Origin of the sequence: Enterococcus sp. AZ179, from assembly GCF_050498885.1 — a bacterium.
GTDB lineage: Bacteria > Bacillota > Bacilli > Lactobacillales > Enterococcaceae > Enterococcus_D > Enterococcus_D entomosocium.
Genome location: NZ_JBMHEO010000001.1, coordinates 123,993 through 143,043, shown reverse-complemented (window position 1 = coordinate 143,043; position 19,051 = coordinate 123,993). Strand labels below are relative to the sequence as shown.

Here is a 19,051-nt window from a genome sequence, read left to right as displayed (position 1 = left end):
CAGAACGAAACATGTCGTGTGAAATATGGTACAATAACGAAGATAAAAGGTAGTAAAAAACAGTCGGTCTAATGGTAAAGGTGTCAGAAAAAAGGAAGAATGAGTGGGTAGACAAGCTTTTTCCAACCACTTCCCCAAAATTAAAAAGCGAGAAAGCGCGTATGACGCATGAGAATCGCGCTGAAAGCTTTACCTATGCACGAGGTTGGAACAAGAACATTGTCCTAAAGCAATTTTAGCAAAATGCCCAGTGTGACTAGTTTCTCTGATGGTTTTAGAGCAAATAGTCCTCGTTCTTGTCAGGTATATACTGCATGGATTTAGACACTACTGTCTTTTTACCAATTCGAAGAAGTACCAAGGAGGAAAACGTTCAAATGACCATTCAATGGTTTCCAGGCCATATGGCGAAAGCCAGACGTGAAGTAAGTGAAAAATTAAAATTCGTGGATATCGTTTTTGAACTCGTGGACGCACGCTTGCCGATCTCATCCCGCAACCCCATGCTGGACCAATTATTACAGCAAAAACCACGATTGATCTTGATCAATAAAGCGGATTTAGCAGATCCCGTTCAAACCAAAAAATGGGAGCATTATTTCCAAGCACAAGGCTATTTAGCCTTGGCGATCAACGCCCAAGACAATCAAGGCGTCAAAGCCATTGTCCCGACGGCTAAGCAAGTCTTGAAGGAAAAAATCGCTCGTGACAAAGCCAGAGGATTGAAGCCCCGTGCGATTCGAGCGATGGTGATTGGCATTCCGAATGTTGGAAAATCAACCTTGATGAACCGTTTAGTAGGGAAGAAAATTGCTCAGACGGGTAATAAACCCGGCGTGACCAAAGGACAGCAATGGCTGCGTTTTGGGACTGATCTAGAGCTGCTAGATACGCCTGGGATCTTATGGCCAAAATTTGAAGATCCTGAGATTGGTAAAAAATTGGCATTGACGGGGGCTATTAAAGATCAGCTGATCCATTTGGATGATATCGCATTGTATGGACTTGATTTTTTTGCCCGCTATTATCCTGAAAGAATCGCCAATCGTTACCAACTAAAGGCGGAGGAAGAGGCGTTGTTAGCGCCAGACCTGTTGATGAAAATCACTGAAAAACGTGGGTATAAAGATAACTATGATCGAGGAAGCGAGCTTGTTGTCTTTGACATTCGGCAAGGAAAATTAGGCCGTTATACACTAGATCGAGTGGAGGAAATGGAAAGCCAAGATGAAACAACCGATTAAGTCAATCAAAGAGCGATTATTTGATCCAACATTTAATGACCTGGCATTTTTACAGGAATTGCAGGCAGATGAACGCGCGGGGGTCCAAAAGCTACTGCAACAATATGAGAAACAATTAGTTAAACAGCAGCTTTTGCAGGAGAAATACGAAGAAATGATGCGTTTTGAAAACGAAGCATTTCAACAAGGTGCCCGTTTTATCGCCGGTTTAGATGAAGTGGGGCGTGGACCATTAGCAGGACCCGTGGTGTCAGCTGCGGTCATTCTGCCTAAAGAATGTCAGATCTTAGGTCTGAATGATTCAAAACAGCTTTCTGCGAAGAAAAGAGAAGAACTGTTTATCGAAATTCAAAATAAAGCCGTGGCTGTCGGTATCGGTGTGGTTAGTCCTGAAGAAATCGATCGGATAAATATCTATCAAGCGAGCCGCCTGGCGATGAAAGAAGCTTTGATCGACTTAGCGGTCAAGCCGGAACATTTGCTCATTGATGCGATGACCATCGAGACCGACATTCCTCAACAAAGCCTGATCAAAGGTGATGCCCGCTCCATTTCGATTGCCGCAGCAAGTATCATTGCCAAAGTCTATCGTGACAATTTAATGAAAGATTTTCATGATGTGTATCCTTTTTATGGGTTTGATCAAAATGCTGGGTATGGGACCAAAGTTCATTTAGAAGGGTTAGCTGCCCATGGAATTTGCCCTATTCATCGTAAAACCTTTGCCCCAGTTAAACAATACTTATAAATTTCATCCATCCCTCTTTTTTTAGCGAATCTTATAAGTAAGATCACTAAGAAAAGAGGGTTTTGTTTATGAAGTATCAACAAGCAACAGATTTTGAAAAACAGTTGATAAAACTGTACTACTGTCAGGGAATCGGTCTGCAAGGTTGCTGGAAGATTATTTGGCATTGGCTGGAAACAAAAGAAATGCGTTGTTCGTTGGAAGAGATGATTGCCATCGGCATCCTTCCACAGCATAGGACGGTTTTTCGCCGATCGTGGGAGCAAATGACAGAAGAGCACATCACACAAAAGATGGGGGGACAAAACTACCTCACCTTCTTTTCAGCGGAGTATCCGATGCTTTTAAGACAAATTGCGGACCCACCATTATTACTATTTTACGAAGGAAATCTGCAATTGTTGCAAACGCCCATGATTGGATTTGTCGGCGCAAGAACAGCTTCTCGCTACGCGCGTAAAGTTTGCGAAAAGCTGATCCCGCCTTTAGTGACAGAAAACTATACGATCGTCAGTGGATTAGCAAATGGCGTCGACAGTTTTGCTCATGAATCAGCCATTAGAAATCGGGGACAAACCATTGCCGTGATTGCTTCTGGTTTGGAACATTGTTATCCTACTTCTGCGTATCCGTTGTTCCAGCAGATTCGTCAAGAACATCTAGTACTGAGTGAATATTCTCACGACACCAAACCGCAAAGACATCACTTCCCCTTACGCAATCGCATCATTGCCGGTATTTCAAAAGCGATCTGTGTGATTGAAGCTAAAGAAAGAAGCGGTTCTTTGATTACGGCACAATTAGCAATGGAAAATGGCCGAGAAGTTTTTGCAGTGCCTGGTGAAATGATTTCCGATCAGTCAAAAGGTTGTCACCACTTGATTCAAGATGGCGCAAAATGTACGATTAGTGTGTCAGATATTTTACAGGAGTTAGCCTTTTTTTGATTTTTCCAATCAACCTTCCTTGACAAACCTTTTCTTGAAAGCTATGATAAGCTACGATTTGTATGTTTCATCTGCATACGATAGGTTCACTGATTGATAGAATATAATAGTAGGAAAAATTCAGGAAGGAGCCATTCTTTATATGGCATATAAATATTTAGTAATCGTGGAATCGCCGGCAAAGGCGAAAACCATTGAAAAATACCTTGGACGAAATTACAAAGTCGTCGCAAGTGTCGGTCATATTCGTGATCTTCCTAAAAGTAAAATGGGAATTGATGTCGAAAATGACTACGAACCGCATTACATTTCGATCCGTGGCAAGGGCGATGTGATCAAAAGTCTCCGCTCAGCTGCGAAAAAAGCCGAAAAAGTCTACCTCGCAAGTGACCCGGATAGAGAAGGAGAAGCTATTGCGTGGCATTTAGCTTTTCTACTAGGGTTAGATTTAAAAGATAAAAACCGAGTCGTCTTTAATGAGATCACTAAAGATGCGGTCAAAGCAGCCTTCAAAGAGCCAAGAACGATCGATGTAGATCTTGTTGACGCTCAACAAGCGCGCCGGATTTTAGACCGATTAGTCGGGTATTCATTGAGCCCGATCCTTTGGCGTAAAGTGAAAAAAGGATTGAGTGCTGGCCGTGTTCAATCGGTGGCGCTTAAGATTATTATTGATCGTGAAAAAGAGATCCGTGAGTTTGTTCCTGAAGAATATTGGAGCATTGATGGAAACTTTAAAAAAGCCACGAAAAAATTCAAAGCCAATTTTTGGGGCCTAGATGGCAAAAAGAAAAAATTACCGAATGCTGAAAGCATAAAAGAAATCACCGATCGTCTTTCTAGTAAAGAGTTTCAAGTGACGAAGGTTGAAAAGAAAGAACGCAAACGCAACCCGGCGGCACCGTTTACCACCAGTAGCTTGCAACAAGAAGCAGCCCGTAAACTGAACTTTCGAACGCGGAAAACCATGATGGTCGCACAGCAGCTCTATGAAGGGATCGCTCTTGGTAAACAAGGAACCGTTGGTTTGATCACCTATATGCGTACCGATTCGACCCGAATCGCAGACACAGCCAAAGGCGAAGCGGCAGAATTTATTGAAAGTACTTATGGTTCAGAGTTCTCGGCGCACGGTGGTAAAAAACGCGCGAATGCACAAGGGGCACAAGATGCCCATGAAGCGGTAAGACCAACAAGTGTGATGCGTACGCCAGAAGCCATGGAGAAATTCTTAGACAAAGACCAACTGAAACTGTATCGCTTGATCTGGTCTCGCTTTGTGGCTAGTCAAATGACGCCGGCGATTTTGGATACAATGAAAGTTACCTTGGATCAAAATGGTGTCATCTTTATTGCCAATGGTTCAAAGATCAAATTTAAAGGGTTTATGCAGGTCTATGTGGAAGGGCGCGATGATGGCAAAGAAGACAAAGAGAACATTTTGCCAGAGTTAGTTGAAGGAGATGTGGTCCAATCCGTATCGATCGAACCAAAACAGCATTTCACTCAACCACCTGCCCGCTACAGTGAGGCCACCTTGATCAAAACCCTTGAAGAGAACGGTGTGGGTCGTCCTTCAACTTATGCACCAACGTTGGAAACAATCCAACGACGTTATTATGTGAAATTGACACAAAAACGTTTTGAGCCAACTGAACTTGGTGAGATCGTCAATTCATTGATCGAGGAATTCTTCCCGCAAATCGTTGATATGCATTTTACTGCTGAAATGGAAAATAGCTTGGATAGCATTGAAGCTGGGAAAGAAGAATGGGTCAAAGTCGTCGATCAATTCTACCGTCCATTTGAAAAAGAATTGACGACTGCAGAAGAAAGTATCGAAAAAATTCAAATCAAAGACGAACCTGCAGGCTTTGACTGTGACCTTTGTGGCCATCCAATGGTGATCAAATTAGGTCGCTACGGAAAATTTTATGCCTGCAGCAATTTCCCTGACTGTCGCAACACGAAACCAATCGTCAAAGAAATCGGCGTTGAGTGCCCGGTCTGTCATCAAGGCCAAGTTGTTGAACGCAAATCGAAAAAAAATCGGTTGTTTTATGGATGTACCCGCTATCCGGACTGTGACTTTACTTCTTGGGACAAACCTGTAGGCCGTAATTGTCCGAAATGTGATAATTACTTAGTCGAGAAGAAAGTTAAAGGCGGCAAGCAAGTCGTGTGTATCAATGGCGACTATGAAGAAAATGTGCAAAAATAACTAGCAGGATTCCCTGTTAAAAAAAGAATCGGCGCATTCTTTTGAACGGTCAGCCTTGATGTTGGCTGACAAAAGAAAGTGCCGGTCCTTTTGATTAATACAAGCAGTTTCTTATGAGAAGAGGCGAGCTTTTGAAATAAAAGGAGAGCACTATGAAAGAAATCAATGTTATTGGTGCCGGTTTAGCCGGAAGCGAAGCTGCTTGGCAAGCAGCGCAAGCAGGTGTCGCAGTAAAGCTTTATGAAATGCGTCCTAAGAAATCGACAGAAGCCCATCATACAAATAATTTTGCCGAGCTTGTTTGTACGAATTCACTACGAGGCAACAATTTAACAAATGCGGTCGGTGTTTTGAAAGAAGAGATGCGTCGCTTAGATTCAGTGATTATTACCTCTGCAGACAAAACAGCGGTTCCAGCAGGTGGTGCTTTAGCTGTGGATCGTGATGATTTTTCAGAGTTAGTCACCAAACGTGTCAAAAAACATCCTTTAGTCACTGTCATCGAAGAGGAGATCACTGAAATTCCAGATGGGATCACCGTGATTGCAACTGGACCTTTGACTTCTGAACCTTTATCCAAAGCGATCCAAGCTTTTAACGGATCAGAAGGATTTTATTTCTATGACGCAGCAGCACCGATCGTCGATAAATCCACCATCAATATGGATAAAGTTTATTTGAAATCACGCTACGACAAAGGCGAAGCAGCCTATCTAAACTGTCCGATGAACGAAGAGGAGTTTTATGCGTTTCGTGAAGCTTTAGTCAATGCGGAAGTGGCCCCTTTGAAAGAATTCGAAAAAGAAAAATTCTTTGAAGGATGTATGCCAATCGAAGTTATGGCTGGCCGTGGACCGAAAACTATGTTGTTTGGTCCGATGAAACCCGTTGGTTTGGAAGATCCGAAAACCGGCAAGCGTCCTTATGCAGTGATTCAGCTGCGGCAAGATAATGCAGCTGCTTCTCTGTACAACATCGTTGGTTTTCAAACACATTTGAAATGGGGCGAGCAAAAGCGGGTATTCCGGATGATCCCTGGTTTGGAAGAGGCAGAATTTGTGCGCTACGGCGTGATGCATCGGAATAGTTTTATGAATTCACCAGAGTTGTTACAACAAACGTACCAATCGAAAAAACGTGAAGACCTCTTTTTTGCTGGTCAGATGACAGGCGTTGAAGGGTATGTTGAAAGTGCAGCCAGTGGATTGATGGCCGGGATCAACGCTGCCAAACTTGCAAAAGGGGAAGCGCCGATCATCATGCCACAAGAAACGACAATTGGCAGTATGGCGTATTATATCACTCATGCAGAAGGCAAACACTTCCAACCGATGAATGCCAACTTTGGTTTGCTGCCAGAACTTCCAGAACGAATCAGAGATAAAAAATCTCGTTATGAAGCATTGGCAAACCGGGCATTAGCTGCCTTAGAAGAAGCCAAAGAACAACTATAAGAGCGATGAGTCATCACCTTCTTACTAATAAATGGTAAGAAGGTTTTTTTTTAATTTGTCTTGAAACTTTAATCAAGGTGACTTATGATAGACAGTAACAATGACAGAAGGTGGTGAAGATGGTGATTGGAGAATGGATTCATTTGATTCAAAACTATTTACAGCGTTTTCCTACAGTAATTCAATTTTTAGGATGGCTGATCCTGTTGGTCGGGGTCATTTTCGTTGTCTTTGTTTTATTTAGTTTGCTGTTAGGTCCCATTATGTGGCTTTACAATCGCATCACAGACAAAAACCGCAGCAATGTCATTAGTCGCAATGATTTTGTGATCGGTGAACTGACGGAAAAGATTGTCGGAGATACAATCGGCGAAGTCATGGAGATAGGGAGTCAAGGTGCACGTTCTGTTTATCCTGCACGTTTTTTTCGGGAGCAAGATCGTGAAAACAATGTTCGATTGCCAGTCGGAACCAAAGTCATCATTGTCGATTTTGATAAAAAAGGGATCGCGTTGGTGGTGGAAAGTAAAAATTTTATAGAATAGGAAGTGTTACGTTATGGTGGATACAGGATCAGCAGTAGATTTTTTAAGTAATCCGATTTTATGGGGTGTTGTCCTCGTTGTTTTATTGATCGCTTTTTTGATGATACGCTATCGCATTGGGAAACCCGATGAAGCATTGATCGTTACGGGGTCATTTTTAGGAAAAGAAGGCATCAAAATCTTAAAAAACAGTGGGACGTTTGTGATTCCTATTGTTCAAAAAGCCCATAAATTAAGTTTATTGACCCACAAGTTAGAGATTGGGACACCAGAAGTTTATACGGAACAAGGCGTACCGATCAAAGCCAGTGCGACGGTACTTGTGAAGGTCGGCAATAGTACCGAGTCGATCAAGACAGCTGCTGAGCAATACTTAGGCAAATCCACAGGTGAATTGGAAGATGAAGCCCAAGAAGTCTTAGAAGGTCACTTACGGGCGATTCTAGGAACGATGACGGTAGAAGCCATCTATAAAAACCGCGATGATTTTGCGGAACAAGTGCAAGAAGTTGCCTCTACGGACTTGAAGAAAATGGGGTTGGAGATCGTTTCGTTTACGATCAAAGATGTCAGCGACAGCAATGGCTACTTGGATGCGTTAGGACGCCCTCAGATTGCTGAAGTGAAAAAAAATGCCGAAGTAGCGGAATCCAATGCCTTAAGAGAAACTCGAATCAAGCAAGCTGAGAATGAGCAATTGGCACAGCATGAAGAGATCCGTCGCCAAACAGAAATTGCAGAAGCGACAAAAGATATGGCATTGAAACAAGCACAATACAAACAAGAACGCGAAGTTGCGGATGCGAAAGCGGAACAGATCGCGGTCGGCGAACAAATGAAAGTTCAATTGATCGAACAAGAAAAAAATATCGAGATTCAAGAAAAACAAGCGGAATTGACGGAAAAAGAATTGAATGCAACTGTCCGTAAAAAAGCCGAAGCGGATAAATATGTGGTTGAACAAAACGCTTTAGCAGACAAAGCAAGAGAAATCGCACGAGCACAAGCGGAAGCGGAAAAAGTCAAATTAGCTGCCCAAGCAGAAGCCGAACGAATTGAAAAACTAGGTAGTGCCGACGCGGAACGGATCGCAAAAGTCGGTCAAGCCGAAGCGGAAAGCCGTGAAAAGATGGCGATTGCTTTGACCAAACTGAACGAAGCTGGTATTTTGATGGAGTTCATCAAAGTGCTGCCTGAAATCGCGAAAGAGGTCAATGCGCCACTGAGCAATATTGATAAAGTGGTTAGCTTTGGCGGCAATGATGGTCTTCAATCAATGGGGGAAGCTGGTTTAGCGCGAACCTTTGATACGATCAAAGAGACAACCGGATTAGACTTAGTTGGGTTAATCAATGACACGATGTCCACAAAACAAGGAAACAAAGAGCTAGTTCAGGCTGTATCTGAAAGCACTGGTTCGCATCAGCCAACAACTGATCCAATCGAATAAAAGCAAATAAGTGGAAACGTATCAGTCCCTCTTTCTTTTGAGGAGAGGGACTGGTACGTTTTTCTGGCGCATTTAACGGATCTTTCTGAACAAAGATAAGAATCTTACGTAGATTCTTAGAAAGTTTTCACAATTATGTCTAAACTTTGAAATATTGATTAAATTCTGACAATTCATTTGTTTTTTTTTGTGGTCTATGCTAAAGTTATTTCGAATCATGAAAAGGGGGGTTAATTTGCAAACAGATCAGTTTCAAGAAGAGTTTTTTCGTTATCTTATTGTTGAAAGAGGGTATTCGGAAAAGACAAAAAAAGCGTATCAAGAAGATATGGGCGATTTTTTTCACTTCTTAAAAGAGTCTGGCAATGAAGACCCATTAGCAGTGGAATACCGCGATGTTCGCGTCTATTTAAGCTATTTGACGGAACGAGAGTACAGCCGTAATTCCATCAGTCGTAAAATGGCTAGTTTGCGATCTTTTTATCAGTTTCTAACCAAGCATGAGATCGTCAAAGAGAATCCTTTCGCCTACATTCATTTAAAAAAGAAAAACGCCAAATTGCCGCGTTTTTTTTATGAGAAGGAAATGGATGCTCTCTTTCAAAGTGTTGCTGGCGATGAGCCACTACAACAGCGCAATCAAGCATTGTTAGAAGTCCTTTATGGTTCAGGTTTGCGGGTCAGTGAGTGCAGCAGTCTCACACTGGGGGCAATCGATTGGGAAAGCGGCGTATTACTGATCCATGGGAAGGGGAATAAGGATCGCTATGTTCCTTTCGGTAGTTACGCACAAGCAGCAGTCAAACGCTATCTTTCCTCAGGACGCAAACAGCTGATGGAAAAGCAGAACAAGGAACACGAGATCCTTTTCGTGAATCATCTTGGTGACGGGATCACTGCAACTGGGATCGAATATGTTTTGAATCAAATCATTCGAAAAAGCAGTTTAGACAGTAAAATCCATCCTCATATGCTTCGGCATACGTTTGCAACCCATTTATTAAACAATGGCGCCGATATGCGGACCGTTCAAGAACTGTTGGGGCATGCCAATCTATCGACGACACAGATTTATGCGCATGTCACCAAAGACAGTTTACAAAAAAATTATCGCCAATTTCATCCACGCGCGTAAAATTGGTACAGGAGGAACATAAATGAAGTCAGAATTTCATTCAACTACCATCTGTGCGGTTGAAAAAGATGGAAAATTTGCCATGGCCGGTGACGGACAAGTAACGATGGGAGAACAGGTCGTTATGAAAGGAACCGCTCGGAAAGTCCGTCGAATTTACAACGGTGAAGTGATCGTTGGTTTTGCCGGCAGTGTGGCAGATGCCTTTACCTTGGAAGAAAAATTTGAAGGAAAACTAAATGAATACAACGGAAATTTGCAACGAGCTGCAGTAGAATTGGCACAAGAATGGCGGACTCAGCAGTCGATGCAAAAATTAGAGGCGATGCTGATCGTCATGAATGATAAGGAGATGCTTTTGGTCTCTGGGACAGGCGAAGTCATTTCGCCAGATGAAGGGATCTTAGCCATCGGTTCAGGTGGAAACTATGCCTTGGCAGCAGCCCGTGCGATGAAACGTTATGGCGGTGAACTATCTGCCAAAGAAATTGCTGAAGGTGCCTTGAATATTGCCGCAGACATTTGTGTCTTTACGAATCACAATATCATTGTAGAAGAGTTTTAAAGAGGGATGACGATATGACAAACCAAAACAAATCACCACGAGAAATCGTGAAAGAGTTAGATGAATACATCGTTGGACAAACCAACGCCAAAAAATCAGTGGCTGTTGCTTTGAGAAATCGCTACCGCCGGCTGCAATTAGATGAAAAGATGCAACAAGATGTCACACCAAAAAATATTTTGATGATCGGACCAACAGGGGTTGGTAAAACGGAAATTGCGCGACGCTTAGCAAAGATCGTTGATGCACCTTTCGTTAAGTTAGAAGCGACGAAATTCACGGAAGTCGGCTATGTCGGTCGAGACGTAGAATCGATGGTACGTGACCTCGTTGAGAATGCGATCCAAATCGTGAAAAAAGAACAATATAAAAACGTGCGGATCCAAGCAGAGAAAAAAGCCAACCGTCGTTTAGTAAAAGTCTTAGTTCCTGGTATTAAAAAGGAACAGAAAAAGAATACCAATCCTTATGAACAAATGATGAATATGTTCAACGCCGCACAACAACCAGAAGAGCCAAAAGAAGAATTGACGGATGAGATTCGCAGCAACCGTCAAGCCATTTTTGAGCAATTAGAAAAGGGCCTTTTAGACAACCGGGAAGTGACGATCCAAGTCGATGAGCCGAAAAATCAAGCACCGATGATGAACAATGGCTTAGAACAAATGGGGATCGATTTGAATGAAACCTTAGGAGCATTGAAACCGCAAAAGAAAATTGAACGCACAGTAACCGTAAAAGAAGCACGAGAATTGCTGATTCAAGAAGAATCCTCAAAACTGGTCAACGACGCGGATATTCATAGTGAAGCATTACGTTTAGCAGAATCTAGTGGCATCATTTTTCTAGATGAAATCGACAAAGTATCTTCGAAATCACAGCAGTCAGGAGAAGTTTCTCGTGAAGGGGTGCAAAGAGATATCTTGCCGATCGTTGAAGGATCACAAGTCAATACGAAATACGGAACCCTACAAACAGACCATATCCTTTTTATTGCTTCTGGGGCATTCCACCTGTCGAAACCAAGCGATCTGATCCCTGAATTGCAAGGGCGTTTCCCGATTCGTGTGGAACTAGATGATTTGACAAAAGAAGACTTTGTTAAAATTTTAACGGAGCCCAACAATGCCTTAGTCAAGCAATACATTGCCTTGTTAGGAACCGAAAATGTCAAAGTAGTCTTTACGATGGAAGCTATCGAGAAAATTGCCGAAATTGCTTATCAAGTGAATCGCGATACCGACAATATTGGTGCTCGTCGTTTGCATACGATTCTAGAGAAACTACTTGAAGACTTATTATTTGAAGCATCTGAGATGCAAATGGGTGAAATCACCATCACAGAAGCGTATGTGGAAGAAAAACTTGCGTCCATCGCAAAAGATGAAGACTTAAGCCGGTATATTTTATAAAGGGAGCGGACCAATGAAAACATTATTAGAAAAGACAAGACAAATCAACGAATTATTGCAGCAAAAAAACACCTTTAATTTAGCTTCTGATTTGCCTTACGACAAGATGGCTGTCATTTTAGGAAACATCCTAGACAGCAATGCGTATATTATTAGCATTGACGGTAGCGTGTTAGGTTTTGTTGAGAACCATGATGTCAATAATGAACGCATCAAAAAAATGTTTGTTGAAAAACAGTTTCCTAAAAATTATACAGATTTAGTCGATCACCTGACTTCCACAGAAGCTAATGTGCCAATCAGTGATGATATGACCGCTTTTCCTGTAGAAGGCCGTGAGTTGTATCCCAACGGACTAACGACCATCGTACCGATTTACGGTGCAGGAGAACGTTTAGGTACGATCATTCTTTCCAGAATCGATAAGTCCTTTGATGACGACGATTTGGTATTAGCGGAATACAGTGCGACAGTTGTTGGTATGCAATTCTTGTACCAAAAATCCCGCAGTATCGAAGAAGATGTTCGCAGTACCACAGCTGTTCAAATGGCAATCAACACCCTTTCTTATAGTGAGTTGAAAGCTGTTCAAGCGATCTTTGAGGCATTAGAAGGCGACGAAGGTCGTCTGACCGCGTCAAGTATCGCTGATCGCATTGGAATTACACGGTCGGTGATCGTAAATGCTTTGCGTAAACTAGAGTCTGCCGGCATTATAGAATCCCGCTCTTTGGGGATGAAAGGCACCTATTTAAAAGTGCTTAACAGCCGCTTTAAAGAGGAATTGACGAAACATCAATATTAGGAGATGAGACCATGACAGTTACCATCACGGCGGGTCATCTGCAAGCAAAAATTGCAGAAAAAGGGGCTGAGCTACAAAGCTTAGTTGATACAAGCAATGACCTTGAATATATTTGGCAAGCTGATCCAAACCACTGGGGAAAGCATGCGCCAATCTTATTTCCGATTGTTGGCGCCTTAAAAGAGGACACCTATCAGCATGAGGGCAAAAGTTATCATTTGCCCCGTCATGGGTTTGCCAGAGACATGGTGTTTACTGTCGTTGAAAAACGTACAGACTATGCCTTGTTTCTATTAGAAAGTTCAACTGAAACCAAAGTGAAGTATCCGTTTGATTTTCAGCTGTATGTCAGTTACGAATTAGGCGGTGATGGCTTAGTCGTCAAATACCAAGTAAAGAATAGCGGTCAAAAAGAACTATTCTTCTCCATTGGAGGACACCCTGCATTCAACGTCCCACTTGAAAAAGGGCTGACATTTGAAGACTACTACCTTTCTTTTTCTCCAAAAAAATCACGAGTGAAATTGCCATTAAAAGGCAATTATATTGATTATGAACAACGCACACTCGGTCAAACGAATACGGATTTGCGCTTGACCCACGATATGTTTGCAAATGATGCGCTGGTTTATGAAACGAAAGGATTACATTCCTACTCGATTCGCAGTGAGAAATCGCCTCATAGTGTTACGTTAAGCTACAATAATATGCCGTATGTCGGTTTTTGGTCCACGTATCCCGTAAAATCGCCGTTTCTATGTATAGAACCATGGTGCGGTATCGCAGATACACTGGAAGCTTCCGGTGAGCTTTCAGAAAAATTGGGTATTCAAGCACTTTCGCCTGAGGAGTTATTTGAAACAAAGTACTCGATCACAGTCAAATAAAAGCAGGCAAAAAGAAGCTGAGAAAAGTCATTGCACTTTTCTCAGCTTCTGCTTATTTGTTCGCTTGACGCTTATTCAGACCAAACGGTACCCGACTTTCAGTCCCGTCTTTAATACGTGAAATATTTTCGCGATGGCGAATAAAGATAAAAATCGTTACGCCGATCGCGATGAAGGTCAGCAACCAGTTTTGCTCAGGCAATATCGCAGGGGCGATAAAAGGCAAAACGACCGTCGATAAGGTGATCAAACACGCCGCGATCATACTGGTCAGGCTTACCATACTTGTCACATAAAGACAGATAACAAAAATCAATGAAGAATAAATGAAAAAGAGCGGATTGTATCCTAAGAGCATCCCAGCACTTGTCGCCACCGCTTTGCCGCCTTTAAACTTGGCAAAGATCGGAAAGGTATGACCTAAGATCGCGCAGACCCCAAACCAGAGCGGATTGACGGTATGGAGACCAAAGAGGACAGGCAAACTGGTTGCCAAAGTTCCTTTTAAGATATCCATCAATAAAACAACGATCCCGGCTTTCTTTCCTAAAACGCGAAATGTATTGGTCGTTCCCGTATTGCCGCTGCCGAATTGGCGAATATCTTTTTTGAAAAACAATTGGCCAATCCAAACACCCGAGGGGATCGAACCTAAAAGGTAAGCAACAATAAATAAAAGAATCGTATTCATAATAACCAACTTTCTTTGCAAGGCTAGGGCAATTTTAGCATGAAAACGCCTTTCCAACAATAAGAAAATCTTTCGCTAGTCAGGGAAAGAAGAAAAACAGCTTTCCTCGGAGCTGTGAAACACAAACAAGCCATTTTGTGACTCTAGCTTGTGCAAACAAAGGAAAAAGGATAAGATAGTTTAGAAAAATGTTCGCTTGAAAAAAGCGTATTTTGTGTTAAGATTTTTTTTGCAGTCCTTTCAGCAGTAAAAAAGGACTGATCAAGATTAAAGGAGCGGTGGGTTTGGCAAAGAAAACCACAGAATATAATGATGCTTCCATTCAGGTCTTAGAGGGCCTAGAAGCAGTAAGAAAACGGCCAGGAATGTATATCGGCTCGACCGATAGCCGCGGCTTACATCACTTAGTGTATGAAATCGTCGATAATGCGGTTGATGAGGCACTCTCTGGATACGGCAATGAAATCGATGTTACGATCCACAAAGACAATAGTATCAGTGTTCGAGACAATGGGCGAGGAATGCCGGTCGGGACACATGCATCGGGAATCCCTACTGTTGAAGTGATCTTCACAGTGCTACATGCCGGCGGGAAGTTTGGCCAAGGAGGCTACAAAACTTCTGGCGGCCTTCATGGGGTTGGTGCCAGTGTTGTAAATGCTCTATCCAGCTGGCTGGAAGTAGTCATCGTTCGTGATGGCATCGAATACAAACAGAGCTTCAAAGACGGTGGGAAACCAGCGGGTACTTTGAAAAAAATCGGCAAAACTCGTAAACCAACTGGAACCACAGTCACCTTTAAACCTGACGACACGATCTTTTCAACAACCAAATTCTCCTATGAAATTCTCGCAGAACGTTTAAGAGAATCGGCTTTCTTGCTAAAAGGGGTCAAAATCTCCCTGACGGATGAACGTGGGGAAGAACCAATTCATGAAGTTTTTTTATATGAAGAAGGCATCAAAGAATTCGTTGATTATTTAAATGAAGAAAAAGATACCTTGACCCAGGTGGTTTATTTTTCCGGTACCAAAGAAGCAATCGAGGTAGAACTTGCCTTTCAATACAATGATGGCTATTCGGAAAATGTCTTGTCCTTTGTCAACAATGTACGTACCAAAGATGGTGGTACCCATGAAGTTGGGATGAAAACATCAATGACGAAAGCTTTCAATGAATATGCCCGCAAGGTCAATTTGTTGAAGGAAAAAGATAAGAACCTTGAAGGTAGTGATTTTCGTGAAGGCTTAGCGGCCGTGTTGTCGATCCGTGTTCCAGAAAATCTTTTGCAATTTGAAGGACAGACCAAAGGGAAATTAGGAACACCCTTAGCAAGAAATGCTGTAGACAATGTGATTGGCGAGCAACTAGGCTATTACTTGCAAGAAAACAGTGAAATGAGTCAAATGCTGGTTCGTAAAGCGATCAAAGCAAGAGAGGCCCGTGAAGCTGCCAGAAAGGCGAGAGAAGAAAGCCGCACTGGAAAGAAACGCAAAAAAGGTGAGTCACTGCTTTCTGGAAAATTAACGCCTGCTCAGTCTCGTAATCCTAAGAAAAATGAATTGTATTTGGTGGAGGGGGACTCAGCCGGCGGGTCAGCAAAGCAAGGCCGTGACCGCAAGTTCCAAGCGATTTTACCGTTACGAGGCAAAGTTATCAATACAGAAAAAGCCAAGATGCAGGATATTTTGAAAAATGAAGAGATCAATACCATGATCTATACTATCGGTGCCGGTGTTGGCCCAGAGTTTTCGATTGAAGACTGCAATTATGACAAAGTCATTATCATGACCGATGCGGATACCGATGGGGCGCACATCCAAGTGCTGCTTTTAACGTTTTTCTACCGGTATATGAAACCTTTGATCGAAGCGGGAAAAGTATACATTGCTTTGCCACCTTTGTATAAAGTGTCTAAAGGGTTAGGGAAAAAGGCAGTAGTCGAATATGCTTGGACGGATGATGAACTAAGCAAACTGACCCAAAAAATCGGTAAAGGCTATATGCTTCAGCGCTACAAAGGGTTGGGGGAAATGAATGCCGATCAATTGTGGGAAACGACGATGGACCCAGAAACGCGGACGCTGATTCGGGTAAGAATCGATGATGCGGCTCAAGCAGAACGTCGCGTCACCACTTTGATGGGGGACAAGGTAGAACCTCGTCGGAAGTGGATCGAAAGCCATGTTCAATTCAGTTTAGAAGAAGATGGCAGTATTTTGGATAAAAAAGAAGATACGGTACCGGAATTAGTTGATGAAAAGTTAATGGATACCGAACAAGCAGAAAGCAAACATTTAGTTAAGGAATAGGAGGTGGTCTCTTGGAACACAGAAGCAATATACAAGAATTGACATTGGAAGAAGTGATGGGAGATCGCTTCGGTCGATATTCCAAATACATTATTCAAGAACGGGCATTGCCAGATATTCGTGATGGGTTAAAACCGGTTCAGCGGCGCATCTTGTTCGCCATGAACCAAGACGGCAATACGTATGACAAAGGCTTCCGCAAATCAGCGAAATCAGTCGGGAATATCATGGGGAACTTTCATCCCCATGGTGACTCGAGTATTTATGAAGCAATGGTCCGCATGAGCCAAGACTGGAAATTGCGTCAGATTTTGATTGAAATGCACGGAAACAACGGGAGTATGGATGGTGATCCGCCAGCTGCCATGCGTTATACCGAAGCACGACTTTCAGAATTAAGTGGTGAGCTGTTAAAAGATATCGAAAAAAACACCGTCGAATTGGTGTGGAATTTTGATGATACCGAAAAAGAACCAACGGTCTTACCAGCAAAATACCCAAATCTGTTAGTCAATGGCTCAACTGGGATCTCAGCTGGGTATGCAACGGAAATTCCCACCCATAATTTAGGGGAAATCATTGATGGAACGGTCTATTTGATCGACCATCCGCAAGCTTCTTTGGATCAGCTGATGAAGTATATTCCCGGCCCTGATTTTCCAACAGGAGGGATTTTACAAGGGAAAGAAGAAATCAAAAAAGCCTATGAAACAGGCAAAGGCAAAGTGATCCTGCGTTCGAAAACCAAGATCGAAGACATCAAAGGTGGCAAGCAGCAAATCGTTATCAATGAGATTCCCTATGAGGTCAATAAAGCCAATCTAGTCAAAAAAATGGATGAGATTCGTTTGAATAAACGGATCGACGGGATTGCTGAAGTGCGTGATGAAACTGACCGTACTGGTTTGCAGATCGTTGTCGAGCTGAAAAAAGAAGCAAATGCACAAGGAATTTTAAATTATTTATTTAAAAATACCGAATTGCAGATCAACTACAACTTCAACATGGTGGCTATCGACAATATGCGCCCCCAACAAGTCGGTTTGAAACGGATTTTAGAAAGCTACATCAAGCATCGGCGTGAAGTGATCGAAAAACGCAGTCGTTTTGAACTGCAAAAAGCCCAAAAGAGACAGCATATCGTCGATGGGTTAATCAAAGCTTTATCGATTCTTGATGAAGTGATCGCCACCATTCGCGGCAGTAAAGACAAAAAAGATGCCAAAAACAATCTGGTTGTTCAGCACGGTTTTACGGAAGAGCAAGCAGAAGCCATTGTGAACTTACAGTTGTACCGCTTGACCAATACGGATATCACACAATTGCAAGCAGAGGCGAAAGAACTTGCTGAAACGATCGCTGAATTGACAACGATTTTAAATGAGGAAAGTGAATTACTGAAAGTGATCAAAAAGGAATTGCGGGAGATCAAGAAAAAATATTCGACACCGCGATTGACTGAGATCGAAGCCGAAATTCAAGAAATCAAGATCGAAACACAAGTTTTAGTCGCGCAAGAAGAAGTCGTCGTGACAGTCACAAGAGACGGTTATGTCAAACGCAGCAGTTTGCGTTCTTACGGTGCCTCAAAACCAGAAGAGATCGGCATGAAAGAAGGCGACTCTTTACTTTACAGCAACCAAATGAATACGTTGGATCATCTGTTATTGGTAACCAATAAAGGAAACACGATCTATCGTCCGGTTCATGAATTGCCTGATTTAAAATGGAAAGATCTAGGCGAACATATTTCGCAAACGGTTATGACACTGGCGCAAGATGAAATGATCATTGGGGTCTTTGCCTACAAAGAGATCGATCCGTTGAAAAACTTTGTGCTGATCAGTAAAAACGGCATGATTAAACAAACACGAATGACGGAATTTGAACCTTGGCGCACCTATAAGACACGGCCAATGACGATCATGAAGCTGAAAGATGAATCAGATGAATTAGTCAATGTCTTTTTGACTGATCAAACAGAAGAAATGGATGTCTTTTTAGTCAGTCATCTTGCCTTTGGCTTACGGTATTCGCTTAATGAAGTGCCCGTTGTGGGACCAAAAGCAGCTGGGGTCAAAGCGATGAACCTTAAAGCGGATGATTATCTTATCAATGGGTTGTTAGTTTATTCAGAAGGGGATACACCGATCGTTCTGATTACCCAACGTGGCGCAGCAAAACGCATGCTAGCCCAAGAGATCACCCAATTAGGACGGGCGAAGCGTGGATTGATGGTCTTACGGGAATTGAAGAAAAACCCTCATCGCGTAGTCTATATGGGGAATGGAGAGAACCAGCAGCTACTGGTAACCAACCAAAAAGGACAAGCCTTTGAAGTCATCACGAATCAAATCCCGATCAATGATCGGACCTCCAACGGCTCATTTATCATGGATGAGAAAACAGGGGGGCAAATCTACGAAGTGAAAACACAAATCAGTCCTGCAATCGCAGAGGATTCTGTACTATAAATTATAACAAAGCAACCATTCTGTACCAGTACAGAATGGTTGCTTTTTTGCCTCTTAATTAATCTTTCACATTAATAAAAAACGCACTTTAATAAAAGATTCACATTTGATAAATGCTTATAAATCAACGTTTTTAATAATAAAAATCTTAAAAAAAACTA

At 42.4% G+C, this 19,051-nt stretch carries 15 protein-coding genes; 14 read left to right on the top strand and 1 reads right to left on the bottom strand.

Annotation, left to right across the window (positions count from 1 at the left end):
• Positions 1-377: 377 nt before the first annotated feature.
• The 12 genes from ylqF (at position 378) to IGI88_RS00575 (ending at position 13,413) form a co-directional block, all read left to right on the top strand.
• The gene (gene ylqF / locus IGI88_RS00630) at positions 378-1,244 is read left to right on the top strand and encodes a ribosome biogenesis GTPase YlqF (protein ID WP_005229614.1); all 867 of its coding nucleotides are present in this window, start codon (positions 378-380) and stop codon (positions 1,242-1,244) included.
• Positions 1,228-1,992 (top strand): ribonuclease HII, encoded by a 765-nt coding sequence (locus IGI88_RS00625; protein WP_005236834.1) that lies wholly within the window; start codon positions 1,228-1,230, stop codon positions 1,990-1,992. Before ylqF ends, IGI88_RS00625 begins: the two co-directional genes overlap by 17 nt.
• 68 nt (positions 1,993-2,060) lie before the next feature.
• On the top strand, positions 2,061-2,939 hold the full coding sequence (dprA, locus tag IGI88_RS00620; RefSeq protein WP_016621296.1) for a DNA-processing protein DprA: 879 nt from the start codon (positions 2,061-2,063) through the stop codon (positions 2,937-2,939).
• A 142-nt stretch (positions 2,940-3,081) separates the two neighbouring features.
• The gene (topA, locus tag IGI88_RS00615; protein WP_008379664.1) at positions 3,082-5,160 is read left to right on the top strand and encodes a type I DNA topoisomerase; all 2,079 of its coding nucleotides are present in this window, start codon (positions 3,082-3,084) and stop codon (positions 5,158-5,160) included.
• Positions 5,161-5,312: 152 nt separating this feature from the next.
• Entirely contained in the window at positions 5,313-6,614 is a 1,302-nt protein-coding gene (gene trmFO, locus IGI88_RS00610) for an FADH(2)-oxidizing methylenetetrahydrofolate--tRNA-(uracil(54)-C(5))-methyltransferase TrmFO (RefSeq protein WP_429960095.1), read from the top strand.
• Between the two features lie 119 nt (positions 6,615-6,733).
• On the top strand, positions 6,734-7,159 hold the full coding sequence (locus IGI88_RS00605) for a hypothetical protein (RefSeq protein WP_005236826.1): 426 nt from the start codon (positions 6,734-6,736) through the stop codon (positions 7,157-7,159).
• 13 nt (positions 7,160-7,172) lie between these two features.
• Positions 7,173-8,609 (top strand): flotillin family protein, encoded by a 1,437-nt coding sequence (locus IGI88_RS00600; RefSeq protein WP_005236824.1) that lies wholly within the window; start codon positions 7,173-7,175, stop codon positions 8,607-8,609.
• A 196-nt stretch (positions 8,610-8,805) separates the two neighbouring features.
• Positions 8,806-9,744, top strand: coding sequence for a tyrosine recombinase XerC (gene xerC / locus IGI88_RS00595; protein WP_005236822.1), 939 nt, complete (start codon positions 8,806-8,808; stop codon positions 9,742-9,744).
• A 22-nt stretch (positions 9,745-9,766) separates the two neighbouring features.
• On the top strand, positions 9,767-10,309 hold the full coding sequence (hslV, locus tag IGI88_RS00590) for an ATP-dependent protease subunit HslV (protein ID WP_005229630.1): 543 nt from the start codon (positions 9,767-9,769) through the stop codon (positions 10,307-10,309).
• A 14-nt stretch (positions 10,310-10,323) separates the two neighbouring features.
• Complete coding sequence (gene hslU, locus IGI88_RS00585) at positions 10,324-11,721, top strand: ATP-dependent protease ATPase subunit HslU (RefSeq protein WP_005236820.1); 1,398 nt, start codon at positions 10,324-10,326, stop codon at positions 11,719-11,721.
• A gap of 13 nt (positions 11,722-11,734) precedes the next feature.
• Entirely contained in the window at positions 11,735-12,526 is a 792-nt protein-coding gene (codY, locus tag IGI88_RS00580; RefSeq protein WP_005236817.1) for a GTP-sensing pleiotropic transcriptional regulator CodY, read from the top strand.
• Positions 12,527-12,537: 11 nt separating this feature from the next.
• Positions 12,538-13,413 carry an aldose 1-epimerase family protein gene (locus IGI88_RS00575; RefSeq protein ID WP_008379674.1) on the top strand — a complete coding sequence of 292 codons (876 nt, stop codon included), beginning with the start codon at positions 12,538-12,540 and terminating at the stop codon, positions 13,411-13,413.
• 52 nt (positions 13,414-13,465) lie between these two features.
• Here the strand turns inward: IGI88_RS00575 and plsY are convergent, their stop codons facing one another.
• Positions 13,466-14,104: a glycerol-3-phosphate 1-O-acyltransferase PlsY gene (plsY, locus tag IGI88_RS00570; protein WP_008379676.1), complete on the bottom strand. Its 639-nt coding sequence runs from the start codon at positions 14,102-14,104 to the stop codon at positions 13,466-13,468.
• Between the two features lie 284 nt (positions 14,105-14,388).
• Between plsY and parE the strand changes: the two genes are divergently transcribed.
• Positions 14,389-16,416, top strand: coding sequence for a DNA topoisomerase IV subunit B (parE, locus tag IGI88_RS00565; protein WP_034872209.1), 2,028 nt, complete (start codon positions 14,389-14,391; stop codon positions 16,414-16,416).
• Positions 16,417-16,427: 11 nt separating this feature from the next.
• Entirely contained in the window at positions 16,428-18,890 is a 2,463-nt protein-coding gene (gene parC / locus IGI88_RS00560) for a DNA topoisomerase IV subunit A (protein ID WP_005236805.1), read from the top strand.
• The last annotated feature ends 161 nt before the right edge of the window (positions 18,891-19,051 follow it).

What these genes read in the sequence shown, in the direction of transcription:
- ylqF (WP_005229614.1), top strand. Translation starts at nt 378, where the DNA reads ATGACCATTCAATGGTTTCCAGGCCATATGGCGAAAGCCAGACGTGAA.
- IGI88_RS00625 (WP_005236834.1), top strand. Translation starts at nt 1,228, where the DNA reads ATGAAACAACCGATTAAGTCAATCAAAGAGCGATTATTTGATCCAACA.
- dprA (WP_016621296.1), top strand. Translation starts at nt 2,061, where the DNA reads ATGAAGTATCAACAAGCAACAGATTTTGAAAAACAGTTGATAAAACTG.
- topA (WP_008379664.1), top strand. Translation starts at nt 3,082, where the DNA reads ATGGCATATAAATATTTAGTAATCGTGGAATCGCCGGCAAAGGCGAAA.
- trmFO (WP_429960095.1), top strand. Translation starts at nt 5,313, where the DNA reads ATGAAAGAAATCAATGTTATTGGTGCCGGTTTAGCCGGAAGCGAAGCT.
- IGI88_RS00605 (WP_005236826.1), top strand. Translation starts at nt 6,734, where the DNA reads ATGGTGATTGGAGAATGGATTCATTTGATTCAAAACTATTTACAGCGT.
- IGI88_RS00600 (WP_005236824.1), top strand. Translation starts at nt 7,173, where the DNA reads ATGGTGGATACAGGATCAGCAGTAGATTTTTTAAGTAATCCGATTTTA.
- xerC (WP_005236822.1), top strand. Translation starts at nt 8,806, where the DNA reads ATGCTAAAGTTATTTCGAATCATGAAAAGGGGGGTTAATTTGCAAACA.
- hslV (WP_005229630.1), top strand. Translation starts at nt 9,767, where the DNA reads ATGAAGTCAGAATTTCATTCAACTACCATCTGTGCGGTTGAAAAAGAT.
- hslU (WP_005236820.1), top strand. Translation starts at nt 10,324, where the DNA reads ATGACAAACCAAAACAAATCACCACGAGAAATCGTGAAAGAGTTAGAT.
- codY (WP_005236817.1), top strand. Translation starts at nt 11,735, where the DNA reads ATGAAAACATTATTAGAAAAGACAAGACAAATCAACGAATTATTGCAG.
- IGI88_RS00575 (WP_008379674.1), top strand. Translation starts at nt 12,538, where the DNA reads ATGACAGTTACCATCACGGCGGGTCATCTGCAAGCAAAAATTGCAGAA.
- plsY (WP_008379676.1), bottom strand. Translation starts at nt 14,104, where the DNA reads ATGAATACGATTCTTTTATTTATTGTTGCTTACCTTTTAGGTTCGATC.